The sequence below is a fragment of the Natrinema longum genome (genome assembly GCF_017352095.1).
In the GTDB taxonomy this organism is placed as follows: domain Archaea; phylum Halobacteriota; class Halobacteria; order Halobacteriales; family Natrialbaceae; genus Natrinema; species Natrinema longum.
In genome coordinates this window covers 2,727,911-2,743,865 of record NZ_CP071463.1, presented here as the reverse complement: position 1 = coordinate 2,743,865, position 15,955 = coordinate 2,727,911, and the positions used below count along the sequence as shown (strand labels likewise).

Annotated in this window: 12 protein-coding genes; 6 read left to right on the top strand and 6 right to left on the bottom strand. The window is 66.1% G+C overall.

Translation table 11 applies throughout. The features are described 5' to 3' along the window. Positions 1–49 precede the first annotated feature (49 nt). The 3 genes from J0X27_RS13550 to J0X27_RS13540 all read left to right on the top strand — a co-directional run bounded on the left by J0X27_RS13550 (position 50) and on the right by J0X27_RS13540 (position 4,322). On the top strand, positions 50–697 hold the full coding sequence (locus tag J0X27_RS13550) for a DUF8102 family protein (protein WP_207269703.1): 648 nt from the start codon (positions 50–52) through the stop codon (positions 695–697). A gap of 390 nt (positions 698–1,087) precedes the next feature. Then, the gene (locus J0X27_RS13545) at positions 1,088–2,731 is read left to right on the top strand and encodes a BCCT family transporter (protein WP_207269702.1); all 1,644 of its coding nucleotides are present in this window, start codon (positions 1,088–1,090) and stop codon (positions 2,729–2,731) included. A 229-nt stretch (positions 2,732–2,960) separates the two neighbouring features. Continuing rightward, complete coding sequence (locus tag J0X27_RS13540; protein ID WP_207269701.1) at positions 2,961–4,322, top strand: aminotransferase class III-fold pyridoxal phosphate-dependent enzyme; 1,362 nt, start codon at positions 2,961–2,963, stop codon at positions 4,320–4,322. 138 nt (positions 4,323–4,460) lie between these two features. Here J0X27_RS13540 and J0X27_RS13535 read toward each other — a convergent pair whose 3' ends face one another. The 3 genes from J0X27_RS13535 to J0X27_RS13525 all read right to left on the bottom strand — a co-directional run bounded on the left by J0X27_RS13535 (position 4,461) and on the right by J0X27_RS13525 (position 7,461). Then, positions 4,461–4,742 (bottom strand): hypothetical protein, encoded by a 282-nt coding sequence (locus J0X27_RS13535; RefSeq protein ID WP_207269700.1) that lies wholly within the window; start codon positions 4,740–4,742, stop codon positions 4,461–4,463. Between the two features lie 98 nt (positions 4,743–4,840). Beyond that, on the bottom strand, positions 4,841–6,109 hold the full coding sequence (gene ilvA / locus J0X27_RS13530) for a threonine ammonia-lyase (RefSeq protein ID WP_207269699.1): 1,269 nt from the start codon (positions 6,107–6,109) through the stop codon (positions 4,841–4,843). Next, positions 6,106–7,461, bottom strand: coding sequence for an amidohydrolase (locus J0X27_RS13525; protein ID WP_207269698.1), 1,356 nt, complete (start codon positions 7,459–7,461; stop codon positions 6,106–6,108). The genes ilvA and J0X27_RS13525 overlap by 4 nt, the downstream gene beginning before the upstream one ends. A gap of 111 nt (positions 7,462–7,572) precedes the next feature. Here J0X27_RS13525 and J0X27_RS13520 point away from each other — a divergent pair, with 111 nt between their 5' ends. Next, positions 7,573–8,550 carry an NAD(P)-dependent oxidoreductase gene (locus J0X27_RS13520; protein WP_207269697.1) on the top strand — a complete coding sequence of 326 codons (978 nt, stop codon included), beginning with the start codon at positions 7,573–7,575 and terminating at the stop codon, positions 8,548–8,550. A gap of 1 nt (position 8,551) precedes the next feature. Then, the gene (locus J0X27_RS13515; protein ID WP_207269696.1) at positions 8,552–11,719 is read left to right on the top strand and encodes an FAD-binding and (Fe-S)-binding domain-containing protein; all 3,168 of its coding nucleotides are present in this window, start codon (positions 8,552–8,554) and stop codon (positions 11,717–11,719) included. An 80-nt stretch (positions 11,720–11,799) separates the two neighbouring features. Here the strand turns inward: J0X27_RS13515 and J0X27_RS13510 are convergent, their stop codons facing one another. From J0X27_RS13510 to J0X27_RS13500, 3 genes are all read right to left on the bottom strand, one after another. Beyond that, positions 11,800–12,474, bottom strand: coding sequence for a DUF502 domain-containing protein (locus tag J0X27_RS13510; RefSeq protein WP_207269695.1), 675 nt, complete (start codon positions 12,472–12,474; stop codon positions 11,800–11,802). Positions 12,475–12,581: 107 nt separating this feature from the next. Continuing rightward, on the bottom strand, positions 12,582–13,889 hold the full coding sequence (gdhB, locus tag J0X27_RS13505; RefSeq protein WP_207269694.1) for a glutamate dehydrogenase GdhB: 1,308 nt from the start codon (positions 13,887–13,889) through the stop codon (positions 12,582–12,584). 50 nt (positions 13,890–13,939) lie between these two features. Further along, entirely contained in the window at positions 13,940–15,121 is a 1,182-nt protein-coding gene (locus tag J0X27_RS13500) for a M24 family metallopeptidase (RefSeq protein WP_207269693.1), read from the bottom strand. A 170-nt stretch (positions 15,122–15,291) separates the two neighbouring features. Here J0X27_RS13500 and J0X27_RS13495 point away from each other — a divergent pair, with 170 nt between their 5' ends. Further along, positions 15,292–15,837: a CDP-2,3-bis-(O-geranylgeranyl)-sn-glycerol synthase gene (locus tag J0X27_RS13495; RefSeq protein ID WP_207269692.1), complete on the top strand. Its 546-nt coding sequence runs from the start codon at positions 15,292–15,294 to the stop codon at positions 15,835–15,837. Positions 15,838–15,955 lie beyond the last annotated feature (118 nt).

Below are 15,955 nucleotides of genomic sequence, written 5' to 3'. Positions count from 1 at the left end.
CGTTCGAGAGAACGGAAACGTTAATTCGCGCTCGCCGTGTGTGTGACGTATGAGCCAGGACGACGTGCCGGAGTCGCTGCGAATGGCGGCGGACTCGGATCGCCCGCGTGGAATCCTCACCCCCTCCGATCGCGACTTTCTGCTCGGCCGCAAGACGGATTACACGGATCACTCGAAGAAACAGAAGCGAAACCGGATCCGACGACGCGTCCGGAACGCGATTCTCGATTTCAGCATTCTCTTCGAGTACATGGAGGAACGCGACCGGGAGACCGTCTTCGACCCCAACGACGAGGATCGCGACGCCTACACGCAGGGGATCACCGACATGCTGGCATTCCTCCATCTGGGAACGATGGGGTATCACACGCCGTTCAAAGACATGCTTTCGGAGGGCGTCGGCAAGGCCGAACAGCGCCTCGCCGGCTCGAACTACCGGATGGTCAACGTCGAGTTCAACGTCGAGCCAGTCGGCCAGATCGACGTCGACGAGGTCGTCGAAAAGCTCGAGAACGAGGAGTTCGCTCAGCTCACCGACGAGGAACTCCGCGCGTTCGTCCGTCTACTGACGATGTCCGACGGTTTCTCGCCGTCGGACAACCGCGAGGAGATCAAAGACCGCGTCGACGAGTTCGCCGAGCAGGTGGCCGAGAGCGCCGACTCCCGCGAGCAGACGCTCGAGGAACTGACGAACTGAGAGCCGCCGCATCGATTTTCGATTACGACTCGCGACTCCTCGGAGCCAGCACGCCGCCGGACCGATCGACGATCCGCCTCGTTTCGTCCCGGTGTAATCAGATATCGAATAGTCGTATATGTGTTTGTCCCCCACAATATGGAGTGTTTTATCGCCTGTTTGTCTTACTATGCATGATATAGCGGCCCAGACATACACATATTTCCGATTTTTATCCAGTATATGACTAATCGTCAAATAAACGTAATCCGTGGATGGATGAACCGAGTGAGAAACACTTATTGTATACGCTGTCAATGGTGGCGGTATGCCATCATGCAGCATGGCGAACGGTAGGTGGAGTCACGAGCAATCAGCACGCTGTCGTCCGGCTCCGGGGGGTGAGATCGGATGAGCGGCGCCGAGAAGGGGATGGTCGACGAGTTCCTCGAGGAAATCGACCCGATCGTCTTCGCGTTCGGTGCGTTGCTGACCGCCGGCGTGATCGTGGGGTTCTTCGTCAATCAGGCGCTCGTCACGGAGGCGATCGGGACCGTCTACGGCTGGGTGGTCACGTACCTGAACTGGGCGTTATTGGTGATCGTGTTCCTGATCGTCCTCTTCCTGTTGTTCCTGATCGTCGGTCCGTGGGGGAAAATCAAGATGGGGGACTCGGACCCGGAGTACAGCTTCCTGTCGTACTTCGCGATGTTGTACTCCGCCGGATTCGCAGCAGGCGTCGTGTTCTGGGGTCCGACGGAGGCGCTGTTCTACTACGATAACCCCTCGCCGCTGTTCGGGATCGAAGGCGGAACCGGTGAGGCGGTTCCGTACGCGATCCAGCAGACGCTGTTCCACTGGGCGCTTCCCCAGTTGGCGGTGTTCACGATTATGGGGCTCGCAATTTCCTACTTCGCGTACAACTACGAGAACGTCCCGCTCCGGGTCTCGTCGGCGCTGACGCCGATCCTTGGGAAGGAAAACCTCGACGGCCCGGCCGCGAAAGTCGTCGACATCCTCGCCGTCTTCGCGACGATCGGCGGCGTGGCGACGTCGCTTGGCTTCATCGGAAGTCAGTTCATCGCCGGTCTCAATTACCAGTGGGGGATCGACCTCGGGAACGTCGGGATCCTCCTCGTGGTGACCACGATGACGCTTCTGTTTACCATCTCGATGGTGCTCGGCGTCGACAGGGGGATTCGCCGACTGTCGAACTTCAACATGATCCTGTTCGTCATCCTCATGGTGGCGACGTTCATCCTGGGGCCGACCCTCTTCTTGCTCTTGCTGGGTTCGCAGGCGATGGGCGGCATGATCGCCGACTTCACGTCCATGAGCCTCTACACCGGTACCGGTTCCGACGGCGGGACGGGTTGGATGAACTCGTGGACCGTCTTCTACTGGGCGTGGGCGCTCTCGTGGTCCCCGTTCGCCGGACTGTTCATCGCCCGCATTTCCAAGGGCCGAACCGTCCGCGAAGTCGCGTTCACGGGTATCGGCGCGACCTCGGCGGCGACCATTCCGTGGTTCACCGTCGTCGGTGGAACCGCGCTGCAGTACCACCACACCGGCGTTGCGGACTTCAGTCCCGTTATCAACAACTTCACGCCGGAGATATCGGGCTTCATCCTCTTCGACGCCTTCCCGCTCGGGACGGTGTTCATGATCGCGTTCATGATCCTCGTCACGACGTTCTTCATCACGTCGGCGGACTCCTCGACGCTCGCCGTCTCGATGATGACGACCGGCGGGAAAGCGAGACCCTCGACTATCAACCGGGTCTTCTGGGGGGTCGTCCTCGGTTTGACTGCCGCGATCCTCATGATCATCGGCGGTGAAGGCGGGACGGGCGCGCTTCAGGACGCAGTCATCATCACCGGCGCGCCGTTCGCCTTCGTCTGCTTCGCCGCGATGCTCTCGCTGATCAAGGACTTCGGCTCGAGCTACGGCCGGGTATTACTGCAGGACGAAACCGTCCTCATCGGTTCGAGTCGAACGAGCGAGACCGACTCGCCGTCCGGACCGCCCGGCACCGTCGAATCCGACGACGACTGAGACGGTCTCCTGTCCGTCGGTGCCGGTGGGACCGCCCTGTGGTCCCACCGGGACATCGGGACAGCAAACCGTATGAATCGCCGACGCCCTCTACCTCGCCGGTCGACGGCATCCGTCGACCGTCATGCTGTCCGTCGGTTCGCGTTCGGGGTGTACCCGTTCGCGTCCCGTGTCGGTACCTCGACAATCTATAACAAGTTTTAATGTATGGAGTACACATAAACTGTGTATGGACAGGGACACAGCGGAACCCGACACGGACGCGATTCCGGGTCCGAACGCCCAGCAGTGGGTGGACTTCCACCAGGAGTACTCCGCGCCCAGCGAGTACTCCCACGAGTTCGTCTGGGACATCACTCGCGAGGCCGACGGGCCGTTCGTCACCGACGTCGACGGCAACGTGCTCCTCGATTTCACCTGCCACATCGGCGCAGCACCGCTTGGCTACAACAACCAGAAGGTCCTCGGAAAGCTCCGGGAGTTCGACCTCGTCGAGCCGATGAAGATCGCCGGCCAGGACATGTACTTCGGCTCCGGTCCGAGCCCCGACGACGCCGACTTCCCCGGCTCGAGTCACCTCATGGCGAAACTCACCGAGGTCTCGAGTCAGTACGGCATGGACACCGTCTTCCTCTCGAACTCCGGCGCGGAGGCCATGGAGAACGCGATGAAGATCACCCACGATCGGCGAGCGCCCGCGAAATACGGCGTCGCCTTCTCCGGGAGTTTCCACGGCCGCACCCTCGGAACGCTCTCGTTGACGAAGTCCAAGGAGGTCTACACGCGCCACTACCCCGAGATCAGCGGGATCGAGACGGTCCCGTTCTGTGCCGATCGCGGCTGTGACGCCGACAGCTGTGACTGTGGCTTCTTCACCGATCCGGGCTCGCAACTCCGCAACTCGCTGTCGCCCGAGGGCGGTCACATCAATCCCGACGAGATCGCCTTCCTCACCCTCGAGCCGATCCAGGGCGTCGGCGGCTACCGCTTCCCCAGCGAGGCCTTCATGCAGGAGGTCGCGGACGTCACCGACGAGTACGACATCCCGCTGGTCGTCGACGAGATCCAGTCGGGCGTGGGCCGCACCGGCGAGATCTGGGCCTCCGATCACTACCCCATCGAACCCGACGTCATCGCCAGCGCGAAGGCCCTGCGCGTCGGCGCGACGATCTCCCGCTCGGAGGTCTTCCCCAGCCAGAAGAACCGACTGGGCTCGACCTTCGGCGGCGGCGACCTGCTGGGCTCGATGATGGGCGCGTTCACGCTCGAGGCAATCGAGGAACACGACCTGCTCGACAACGCGACCCAACGGGGCGAGCAAGCGAAAGAACTCCTGCGCGACGACGCGCCCGACTCCGTCGTGGACGTCCGCGGCAAGGGCCTGATGCTCGCCGTGGAGTTCGATACCCCCGAACGGCGCTCCGACGTCGTCGAAGCCGCCCTCGAGCGCGGCCTGCTCACCCTCGGTTGCGGGACGAAGACCATCCGGCTGCTCCCGCCCCTGGACTCGAGCGAGCGCGAGATCGAGCTTGGTATCTCCATCTTCCTCGAGGCGATCGAGGCCGTCGGCCCGAGCGCGACGGTGGCCTGACGGTCCTCGCTCCCGCCGATGGAACGTCGTTTCCCGAACCGCACCACTCGAGTCCGCTGATCTCCTTTCGCCGGCCAGATACCGAATCCTGACTCGCTGAATCGACCGGAGCGCGAGGAACGACTCCGCCGCTCCGCGTCAGACCGCGAACGACAACACGCCCGCGATCAGAATGAGCACCGCAGCGACGATCGAGAGCCAGAAGCTCACGGGCCCGACGTCGACGCGGTCGGCGTTCTCGTTCAGAAGATGGTAGCCGTTACCGAGCACGATCCCGACGCCGCCGATGATCATCAATGCCGTGCTGACGGGCATCACGACCCCGTCGAGATCGCCAGTCACGACGTTCGAAACCGCGATCAGGGCGAGGCCGACGCCGACGACCATTTGTGAGATGTGATAGACGACCGGTCGATTCACGTTCGGTCCTGTCTACGCAGTGTAAAAAACGTTTCGTTGACATCCGTCGGATCGCCGGCCGGTCCTCCTCGTCGGACGAACGGGAATACGGCCGGCGGCTACTCGAGCGAGCTCTCGACGACCGCCACGACCTCGAGTTCCGACAGCGACCCGAGCACCCCTTCGAGGTGCTCGGGCCCGCTCCCCTCGAGCCCGATCGTCACGGGCGTCCGATTCGGGTGATCGATCCCGCTCCGGCGAGCCCGCTCGAGGACGTCCAGTTCGGCACCCTCGGCTTCGACGGTCTCGACTACGTCGCCGACCGCCGTCGGCCACCCCTCGAGCGCGAGCCTCGCCTCGGTGTAGCGCTCGAGTTGGTGGAGGCCGGTCCGGGTGAGTTCGGCGTGTTCGGTGAGGTTCACGTTCCCGCCCGAGACGACGACGCCGACGTGTTCGCCCTCGAGGGCCAACTCGTCCGACAGCGCGGCGGCCAGCGGGGCGGCCCCGGCGCTCTCGGCGACCGTCTTCGCGCGCTCGGCGAGCAGCGTCACGGCAGCGGCGATCTCCCGATCGCTCACGCTCACCACGTCGTCGACGACGTCGCGGGCGATCTCGAAGGTGGTCTCGAGCATGCGCGTGTCCGCGATCCCCTCCGCGACGGTGTCGACGTCCGGGAGCTGGCGGATCTCGCCGGCCTCGAGCGACGGTTTCGCGTGTGCCGCACCCTCGGGTTGCACGCCGATCACGCGGATATCGCGCTCGGCGGCGGTCAGAACCGTGCCGATGCCCGAGATGAGACCACCGCCGCCGATCGCCACGAGGACGGTATCGATCTCCGGGTATTGCTCGAGCAACTCGAGCCCGATCGTCCCCTGGCCGGCGACGATGGCCTCGTCGTCGAAGGGATGGACGAACGTCTCTCCGGTCTCGGCGGCGCGCTCGAGGGCGTACTCGTAGGAACGCTCGTAGATGTCGCCCTCGACGACCACCTCGGCACCGTAGCCGCGGGTGGCCTCGATCTTCGCGGCGGGGGTGACCTCGGGGACGACGATCGTCGTCTCGATATCGAGCAGGTCACCGGCCAGCGCCACCCCCTGTGCGTGGTTACCCGCGCTCGAGGCGATGACGCCCGCCTCGCGCTCGGCGGGCGACAGCTGTGCCATCGTGTTGTACGCGCCCCGAATCTTGAACGAGCCCGTCCGCTGGACGTTCTCGAGTTTGAGGCCCACCGAGGCCGCGCCGCTCATCTCGGCGAACGTCCGCGAGGTGTCCAGGGGCGTCCGGTGGACGACGTCGGCGATGCGCTCCCGGGCTGCCTCGACGTCCTCGCGAGTGACGCGGGACCCGCTGGCCCCGTCGGTCCCCGTCGAGTCGCTGCGCCCGTTCATTCGTCGATCTCGGCGTCCCCGCCGCCTGCCACGTCGTCGACCTGTCCGCCGTCGGCCATCTCGTCGACCTGTGGAACCGGATGTCGGTGCTCGAGTTCCCGGATCGTCCCGACCAACACGTCGAGGCCGTGTCGGAGACTTTCCTCGTCGACGTCGAACGTCGGCGTGTGGTGGCTCGTCGGGTGGTCGGTGCCGACGATCACGTACGTCGCCAGGCCGCCGTCCTGCTGGACGCGCTCCATGAGGAAGGTCGCGTCCTCGCTCGCGCCGAAGTCGGCGGCCGGCAGGACGTGCTCGATTCCCTCGACGTCGCCGGCGATCTCGCTGACCAGCGCCTGCAGTTCGGGGTCGCTGTCGGCTCGCGGCGACTTGCTGACGACGTCGACCGTGGCGCGGCAGCCGTGCATCTTCGCCGCCGACCGCACCGTCCGCTCGAGTCGTCGTTCCATGTACTCCATCAGCGCGGTGGTCTCGCCGCGGGCTTCGGCCTCCATGTGTGCGCGCTCGGCGATGACGTTGCTCGCGGTCCCCGCTTCCGCTTTCCCGATGTTGACGCGGGTCATCCCGTCGCTGTGCCGGGGGATCCCGTAGACGTTCTCGATCGCCGTCCCCATGGCGTGCATGGCGTTGTCGCCTTCCTGTGGGGCCTTCCCAGCGTGCGCGGAGGTCCCCTCGATGGTCGCGTCGACGTGGCACATCGCCAGTGGCTTCTCGATGCCGGCTACCACTTCGCCGGTCGGGTGATCGAGTCCGACGTGGATCGCGAGCAGATAGTCCAGCTCCTCGGCGAATTCGCTTTTGGCCATCGGACAGCCCCCGCCGCCGGTCTCCTCGGCGGGCTGGAAGAAGACGACCAGCCGTCCCGAGAAGTCGCTCTCCGCGATCGCCTCGAGAGTCGCCAGTCCCCAGGTCATGTGAGCGTCGTGGCCACAGGCGTGCATCGTCCCGTCGATCTCCGAGCGAAACCCCTCGTCGACCGGGTCGTGGTCCTCGTCGGTCGATTCCTCGATGAACAGCGCGTCGATGTCGACGCGCAGCCCGATCGCCGGTCCCTCGCCGCGGTCGAGGACCGCGACCGCGCCGGTGTTGCCGCCGGTCATCCGCTCGAGGAGGGCGTCGTCCGCGCCGCGCTCGCGGGCGCGCTCGAGCCACGGCGTGAGGTCGGCGTCGGGGACGGCCATCCGATCGGCGGGGTCGTAGGCGTCCGGGCCGACGGCCAGTTCGTCGACGCCGATGGCCCGGATCTCCTCGACGAGGCGAGCGGTGGTGTAGAACTCGCGCCACGCGGGCTCGGGGTAGCGGTGCAGACTCCGCCGGAGGGACACGAGGCGGTCCCGTATCGGCTCGTTCATGCGAGTCGCTGACGCGCCCCAGCAACTTAATTATACACAATCAGTGTTTACGATGGATACACAAAAGGAATAAGTCAGCCGATGACAATCGTAGGCCAACGTACCAACCCTATGAGCACCGATCCAGACGTCGTCGTTCTTCGAGAGGGGACGGAAGGGCTGTCGATGGAATCGTACGCCGAAACGCTTCGCGAGCGGCTGCCCGACCACACCGTCGCGCTCGCGCGGACGCCGAAAGAAGAGCGCGAACTCGTTCCGAAGGCACGGGTCGTCACCGGGATCACGATCGATGCCGACCTCCTCGAGCGGGCCGACCGTCTCGAACTGTTCGCGTGTACATTCGCCGGCACCGACCACGTGCCGATGGACGCGCTGGCCGACCACGGCGTCACCGTGACGAACGCGGGCGGCATCCACGCGCCCGGCATCGCCGAGCAATCGATCGGCAACATGCTCGTCTTCGCGCGCCGGCTCCACGAGGGCTGGCGGCGAAAGGAGAACAGCGAGTGGCGGCACTTTCAGTCCCACGAATTTACCGACAGCACCGTCACGATCGTCGGCCTCGGCTCGATCGGGCAGGAGATCGTCCAGCGCCTCGAGGGGTTCGAGGTCGAGACGATCGGCATCCGCTACACCCCCGAGAAGGGCGGCCCCACCGACGAGGTGCTCGGCTTCGAGACGGACGACGTTCACGAGGCGTTCTCCCGGAGCGACTACGTCGTCCTCGCCTGTCCGCTCAACGACCTGACCCGCGGCCTCGTGGGCGAGGACGAACTGGCGACGCTCCCTCCGAACGCGGTCGTCGTCAACGCGGCCCGCGGCGGCATCATCGATACCGACGCGCTCGTCTCGGCGCTGCAGGTCGAGGGGATCCGCGGCGCTGCACTCGACGTCACCGACCCCGAGCCGCTCCCCGCCGATCACCCGCTCTGGGACCTCGAGAACTGTCTCATCACGCCCCACACCGGCGGTCACACGCCGAAACACTGGGACCGACTGGCGGACATCGTCGCGGGCAACGTCGACGCACTCGAGACCGGCGGCGAGCTCGAAAACGCCGTCTTCCAGCCGGAATCGGACGCAACGTAAGATGGCGACCGATAACTCGCGGTCGACGACCGATCACAGCGAGCGGACGTCGACCCCGGACGAGCGGGAGCGCGGACCGCCGTCGGATCCGCGAGCCGGTGATCCCGCAGCGGACCCGCGGGCCGACTACGACTACGTCGGCGGCGATATCGATCGGCCCGAACTCGTCGCGGCCCTCGACGAGCGGATCGACGGCGAGGTCCGGTTCGACGAGTACAGCCGGCGACTCTACGCGACCGACGCGAGCGCCTACGAGGTGACCCCCGTCGGCGTCGTCCTCCCGCGCTCGACCGACGACGTCGCCGCAGTCGTCGAGTACTGCGCCGACAACGGGATACCGGTCCTCCCCCGGGGCGGTGGCACCAGCCTCGCCGGCCAGGCGGTCAACGAGGCCGTCGTCCTCGATTTCACGACGCACATGGGCGACGTACTCGAGGTCGCGCCCGAGGACCGCCACGCGACGGCCCAGGCCGGAACCGTCCTCGCGGACCTCAACGGCGCACTCGAGGCCCACGACCTGAAGTTCGCGCCCGATCCCGCGGCGGGGAATCGCAGCACGATCGGCGGCGCGATCGGCAACAATTCCACCGGCGCACACTCACTGCAGTACGGCAAGACCGACGCCTACGTCGACGAGGTCGAGGTCGTCCTCGCCGACGGCTCCGTCGAACGCTTCGGCGAAATGACGGTCGCCGACCTCCGCGAGAACGCCGATCCGGACGGCGACTTCCTCGAGCGGATCTCCGAGGCACTGCGCCGCGTCGTCGACGAGGAAGCCGCGGCGATCAGCGAGGTCTTCCCGCAACTCAAACGGAACGTCTCCGGCTACAACCTCGATCGGTTGGTCGCGGAAGCCTACGGGAAGCCCGAGGCGTTCGACGAAAACACCGACGAGACGGTCGCGATCGACGGCGAGCCCGACCCCGCCGCGACCGTCAACCTCGCGCGCGTCTTCGCCGGTAGCGAGGGAACGCTCGGCGTGATCACCGAGGCCACCGTCTCGCTCGAGCCCGTGCCCGAGACGACGGGCGTCGTGTTGTTGACCTACGAGGACTTGCTCGAGGCGATGGCCGACGTCGACACGATCGTCCGCAACTACGACCCCGCGGCCATCGAGGCGATCGACGACGTCTTGCTCGAGCTCGCCCGGAACACCGAGGAGTTCGCCGACCTCGCGGCGACCCTCCCCGAGGGGACCGAGACGGCGCTGCTCGTCGAGTTCTACGCCGACAGCGAGGCCGACGCGCGGCGAAACGTGGCCGAACTGCTCGCCGACCGGCTCCCGGAACCGAAATCGAACGGAGGAACGGCCGTTTCGGAGCGGGAACCAAGTGGCGACCCCGTCCGCGCGTTCGACGCCCTCGAGGCCTACGAGCCCGCCGATCGCGCGGAACTCTGGAAGCTCCGCAAGAGCGCGGCACCGATCCTGCTCTCGCGGACCACCGACGCCAAGCACATCTCCTTCATCGAGGACACGGCCGTCCCGACGGAGAACCTCGCGGACTACGTCGCCGACTTCCAGGACGTGCTCGAGGAACAGGACACGTTCGCGAGCTTCTACGCCCACGCCGGGCCGGGCTGTATGCACATGCGACCGCTGGTCGACACCAAGAGCCCGGCCGGGCTGACCCAGTTCGAGGCGATCTCCGACGCCGTGACCGATCTCGTCGTCCAGTACGACGGGTCGGTCTCCGGCGAACACGGCGACGGCCGCGCTCGAACCCAGTGGAACCGGAAACTCTACGGCGAGGACGTCTGGTCGCTGTTCCGCGACCTGAAGACGGCCTTCGACCCCGACTGGCTACTCAATCCGGGCACCGTCTGTGGCGATCACGACATGACCGAGCACCTCCGGTTCTCGCCCGACTACGAGTTCGATGCCGGCTTCGAGCCCGCCCTCGAGTGGGACGTCGACAACGGCATGCAGGGGATGGTCGAACTCTGTCACGGCTGTGCCGGCTGTCGGGGCAGTCAGGAGACGACCGGCGGCGTGATGTGTCCGACCTACCGCGCGGCCGAAGAGGAGAGTCTGAGCACCCGTGGGCGTGCGAACATGCTCCGCGGTGCGATGAACGGCGAACTCGACGCGGAGACCGCCGACGCGGAGTTCCTGGCGGAGGTGATGGACCTCTGTATCGGCTGCAAGGGCTGTGCCCGGGACTGTCCGAGCGAGGTCGACATGGCCAAACTCAAAGCCGAAGTCGAGCACGCGAACCACGAGGAAAACGGCGCGACGCTCCGCGATCGACTCTTCGCCAACGTCGATCGACTCAACGCCGTCGGCTCGGCGCTCGCGCCCCTCTCGAACTGGGCCGCGTCGCTGCCCGGTGCCGGAACGATCGCCGAGAAAACGGTCGGCATCGCGCGCGAACGCGACCTGCCGACCTTCGCGAGCGAGAGCTTCGTGGACTGGTTCGAGGCCCGTGGCGGCTCCCGGATCCCGCTCGAGGAGGCAACGCGCACGGTCTTACTCTTCCCCGATACCTACACCAACTACAACCATCCGCGAGCGGGGAAGGCGGCCGTGCAGGTGCTCGAGACGGCTGGCGTCCGCGTCGAACTCCCCGACGGCGTGACCTCGACCGGCCGGCCGGCACACTCGAAGGGGTTCCTCGACGTCTCGCGCGAGCGCGCCCGAACCAACGTCGAGGCGCTGGCTCCCCGAATCGAGGACGGCTGGGAGGTCGTTCTGGTCGAGCCTTCGGACGCGGTGATGCTCCAGTCTGACTACCTGGATCTGCTTACCGGACGCGACGCGGAGCGGGTCGCGGCGAACACCTACGGCGTCATGGAGTATCTCGACCGGTTCGACCTGGCAGGCGACCTGCCGACCGCCGCGCCCGGTGAACGGCTGACCTACCACGGCCACTGCCATCAGAAGGCGACCAAGAAAGACGGCCACGCGGCCGCCGTCCTGCGGACGGCCGGTTACGAGGTCGACGCGCTCGATTCGGGCTGTTGTGGCATGGCCGGTTCCTTTGGCTACGAGGCCGAACACTACTCGCTGAGCCAGTCGATCGCGCGAATCCTCTTCGATCAGGTCGACGACAGCGACGGCGAGACCGTCGTCGCGCCGGGGGCATCCTGCCGGACCCAACTCTCCGGCTACGACGGCTGTGACGACCCGCCCCACCCGATCGAAAAACTCGCGGCTGCGCTTTCGCGGTAGCCGCCTTACGGGTTCGAATCGACGCGCTGTCGCGTCTCGTCGTCTCCACTCGAGTTCGCTCGACGCGCTCTCGAGTTCGCCTACCGTCGCTCTTCGTCCGTCGACCGATCGTCGGCCGTGTCGAACGGGACCGCTGGATCGCTCTTCTGTGGATGTTTCGACTCGCCGAACCCGCCGCTCAGTACTCGAGCGAGCGTTTCTTCGACGCTCTCGTCCGTTTCGGTGACCCGATCGGCGTCGGCTTCGACCACGAACCCCGAGGAGACGTTCGGTGCCGTCGGAATGAACAGTACCACTCGCCCGTCGTCGGTCGTGTGTCCGGTCTTGAACGCGGGCATCTCGACGTCGTCCCAGCTTTGGACCCTGACCGGCTCCTGTAACGCCTGTTCCGTGCCGAGGGTGGTTTCGGCCGCGATCTTGGACGCGTTGTAGACGACGCGCAGGCCGGGAACGCGGTTCGCGATGCCGTCGACGGTCCGTGCGAAGACGTCACCGATCGTCGTTCGGGTCAACACGCCGACCGCGATCGTCAACAGCACGAACGCGCTCAGTGAGACGGTGATCTGGAGGAGTCGAACGAGTAGCATGCGAGTCGGCTCGTGACCGATGGTGCCGGCCAGCATCGCGGCGTCGAACGTGGGCGTCGGCGTGATACCGGTTACGATCGCGTAGGCCCGGTAGACGACGTACAGCGTGACGAGTATCGGCCCGATGAGGATCAGCCCGCTCGCGAACGACCGCTTCCACGACGCCATTATCGACGCATGTGACCGCTGGGACATGAGCCCTTCCCTTCTCCCGTTCCGGATCGCCGGGGAACTCCGCTACCCCGTCTCCCGTCGTGGCTGCTGGTCGGGTTCGATTACGGCCAGAGCCCGCGCGTCTCCTTTGCCGCCGCGATCCGGGAGAGCGCAACCACGTAGGCGGCGTCACGCCAGGTCAGTCCTTCGGCGTCGACCTCCGCGCGAACGTCGTCCCAGGCCTCGAGCATGTGCTCCTCGAGTTCCTCGTTGACGCGCTCGAGCGACCACTGGCGGCGGTTGATGTCCTGGAGCCACTCGAAGTAGCTGACCGTCACGCCGCCCGCGTTCGCGAGGATGTCCGGGATCACCGGCACGTCCCGCTCCTCGAGGATGGTGTCGGCAGCGAACGTGGTCGGCCCGTTGGCCCCTTCGACGACGATGTCGGCGGCGATCGCGTCGGCGTTGTCCGCGGTGACGACGTTGCCGACGGCCGCCGGGATCAGGACGTCGACGTCCAACTCGAGCAGGTCCGCGTTCGAGAGCCGGCGGACGCTGTCGTCGTCCTCGAGGTCGTTCGCGAAGCTGGTGACCGCCTCCGGCTCCTCGTGGTGGGAGGGGATCGCCTCGACGTCGAGGCCGTCGGCGTCGTAGAGCGCGCTGTGGACGTCCGAGACGGCGACGATCGACGCGCCCCACTCGTGGAGCAGGCGGGCGGCGTTGGCTCCAACGCTGCCGAATCCCTGGACGGCGACGGTGGTCTCCGAGACCTCGCGATCGTAGTACTGGATCGCTTCCCGTGTGGCGATCGCGGTCGAGCGGCCGGGTGCTTCCTCCCGACCGTAGGAGCCGCCGATAACGGGCGGTTTCCCGGTGACGACGCCGGGAATCGTCTCGCCCTGTTGCATCGAGTAGGCGTCCATGAACCAGGCCATCGTCTGGGCGTCGGTCCCCATGTCCGGCGCGGGGACGTCCTTGGTCGGGCCGACGGCATCGCGCAGTTCCTCGGCGAACCGACGGGTGAGCCGCTCGGTCTCCTCGTCGGTCAACGACTTGGGATCGACGGCGATCCCGCCTTTCCCGCCGCCGAAGGGGAGATCCATCACTGCACACTTCCAGGTCATCCACATCGAGAGCCCGGTACACTCCTCGGCGCTGACCTCGGGATGATACCGGAGCCCGCCCTTGTAGGGGCCCCGAACGTCGTCGTGCTGTGCCCGATAGCCCGTAAAGACCTCGACGGTGCCGTCCTCGCGCTCGAGGGGGACCGACACCTGCTGGACCCGCGTCGGGTGTTTCAGCCGTTCGACGACGCCGGGATCGACGTCGGCGTGGGTCGCTGCTCGCTCTAACTGTCGACGGGCGGTGACGAGTGCCGAATCGAGCTCGTCTTCGGATGCGCTCTCGGTTGCCGGTGGTGACGTTGTCATTGGTATGTCGATTGTGTGGGTGGTGGGGTGGATGGGCGAGACGGATCGCGTTACGTCGTGAACAGGTGCCGCGGGAAGTCGGCCAGCGTCTCCGCGCCGTCGCCGGTGACGCGGAACGTCTCGCTGATCTCCATGCCGATCTCGTCCGTCCAGATGCCGGGGATCATGTGGAAGGTCATGTCCTCCTCGAGGACGGTCTCGTCGCCGGGGCGGATGCTCGCGGTGTGTTCACCCCAGTCCGGCGGGTAGCCAAGGCCCATCGAGTAGCCGATGCGGTCCTCCTTCTCGAGGCCGTACTGTGCGATGGTGTCGCGCCAGGCTTTCTCGACCGTCTCGCAGGTGACGCCGGGTTCGGCGGCGTCGAGGGCCGCCTCGAGTCCCTCGACGACGATTTCGGCGGTTTCCTCGAGTTCCTCGGGCGGGTCGCCGACGAACGTCGTCCGGGCCAGCGGGGAGTGATACCGGTGGCGACAGCCCGAGAGTTCGATGATGACCGGATCCCCGTCCTCGAACTCGCGGTCGGTCCAGGTCAGGTGGGGCGTGCCGGTGTGATCGCCCGAGGGCATCAGCGGGACGATCGAGGGGTAGTCGCCGCCGTACTCCTCGGTTCCGGTGATCAACTGCTCGTAGATCGCCGCTGCGGCCTCGTACTCCGGGACGCCCTCGTCGATGACGTCGAGGCCCGCCTGCATCGCGTTCTCCGAAATGCGGGCGGCCTCGCGCATGTACTCGAGTTCCTGCTCCGATTTCTTGATCCGGACCCAGCCGACCAGCAGCGTCGAGTCCTCGAACTCCGCCTCGGGGAGGTTCTGTTGCAGGCGCGTGTACGACTTCGCGGTGAAGTAGGCGGCGTCCATCTCGAGACCGATCCGACCGTCGTCGACGTCCAGTTCCTCGAGGACGCCCGCGACGTAGTCCATCGGGTGGAGGTCGTGTGGCGAGTGGACGTGGTCGTCGCTGTACGCGCGGATGCTCTCGTCGGCGAGGTGAGTCGTCGCCCGCGCGCCGCCGCCGTCCATGTCGCGGCCGATCCAGACGGGCTCTTCGCGGTCGGGCGTGACCACGACGGCCTGATGGACGTAGAACGACCAGCCGTCGTACCCCGTCAGGTAGTTCATGTTCGCCGGATCGGCGACGACGATGGCGTCGAGGTCCTCCTCGCGCAGTCGCTCCTTCGTTCGAGCGACCCGCCGCTCGTACTCGGCTTCGTCGAAAATATGCTCTCGTGGCATGATGACAGGGGCTCTATGAGGTGCATCGATCAGGAGTGATAAAAGTTTTTCGTGTATATAGAACACAGATACTGTTTACACGGTGGGCGGTCGGCTCCCCGGCGATGTCGTCGGGGATCGCTCCCGCCGAACCACCGCCCGTTAAGACACGTCGGTTCCTCCCGGCCGATATGGCAGTACTCGAGACTATCGCGATCGCGTTCTGGGCGATGTTGCCCGCCTACGTTCCCAACAACGCCGCGGTACTGGCGGGTGGCGGCCGACCGATCGACGGGGGCCGGACGTGGGGTGAGAAGCGAGTACTCGGCGACGGCAAGACCTGGCGCGGGACGGCGACCGGAGTCACTGCGGGCCTCGCGCTGGCGGCCGCGTTGACCCTCCTCGCGGAAGACGTCAGTAGCCTGCTCGGCTTCGCGGTTCCGGAATTCTCCCCGCTCGCGGCGCTCGGTCTCGCCGGCGGCGCGATGCTCGGCGACATCCTCGCCTCGTTTCTGAAACGTCGAAGCGGCCGCGAGCGCGGCGCGATGTTCCCCGGCCTCGACCAGTTGGACTTCGTCGTCGTCTCCCTGCCGCTGACCGCGCTGCTGGCGACCGACTGGTTCCGCGAGTGGTTCACGCTCGAGGTCGTCCTCGTCGTCGTCGTCCTCACGCCGATCCTCCACGTGACGACGAATGTGATCGCGTACAAACTCGGGCTGAAGAACGAACCCTGGTAGGCGTCGCTCGGTTCTCGGCTGCGTTCGCTTCGAAACGGCGGCTCCTATGGCGTTCGTCCGCCATCCAGTCCGGCGTCGGTCCGTCCGCGGATTCCGCGACGTCGGACTCGATCGTCGT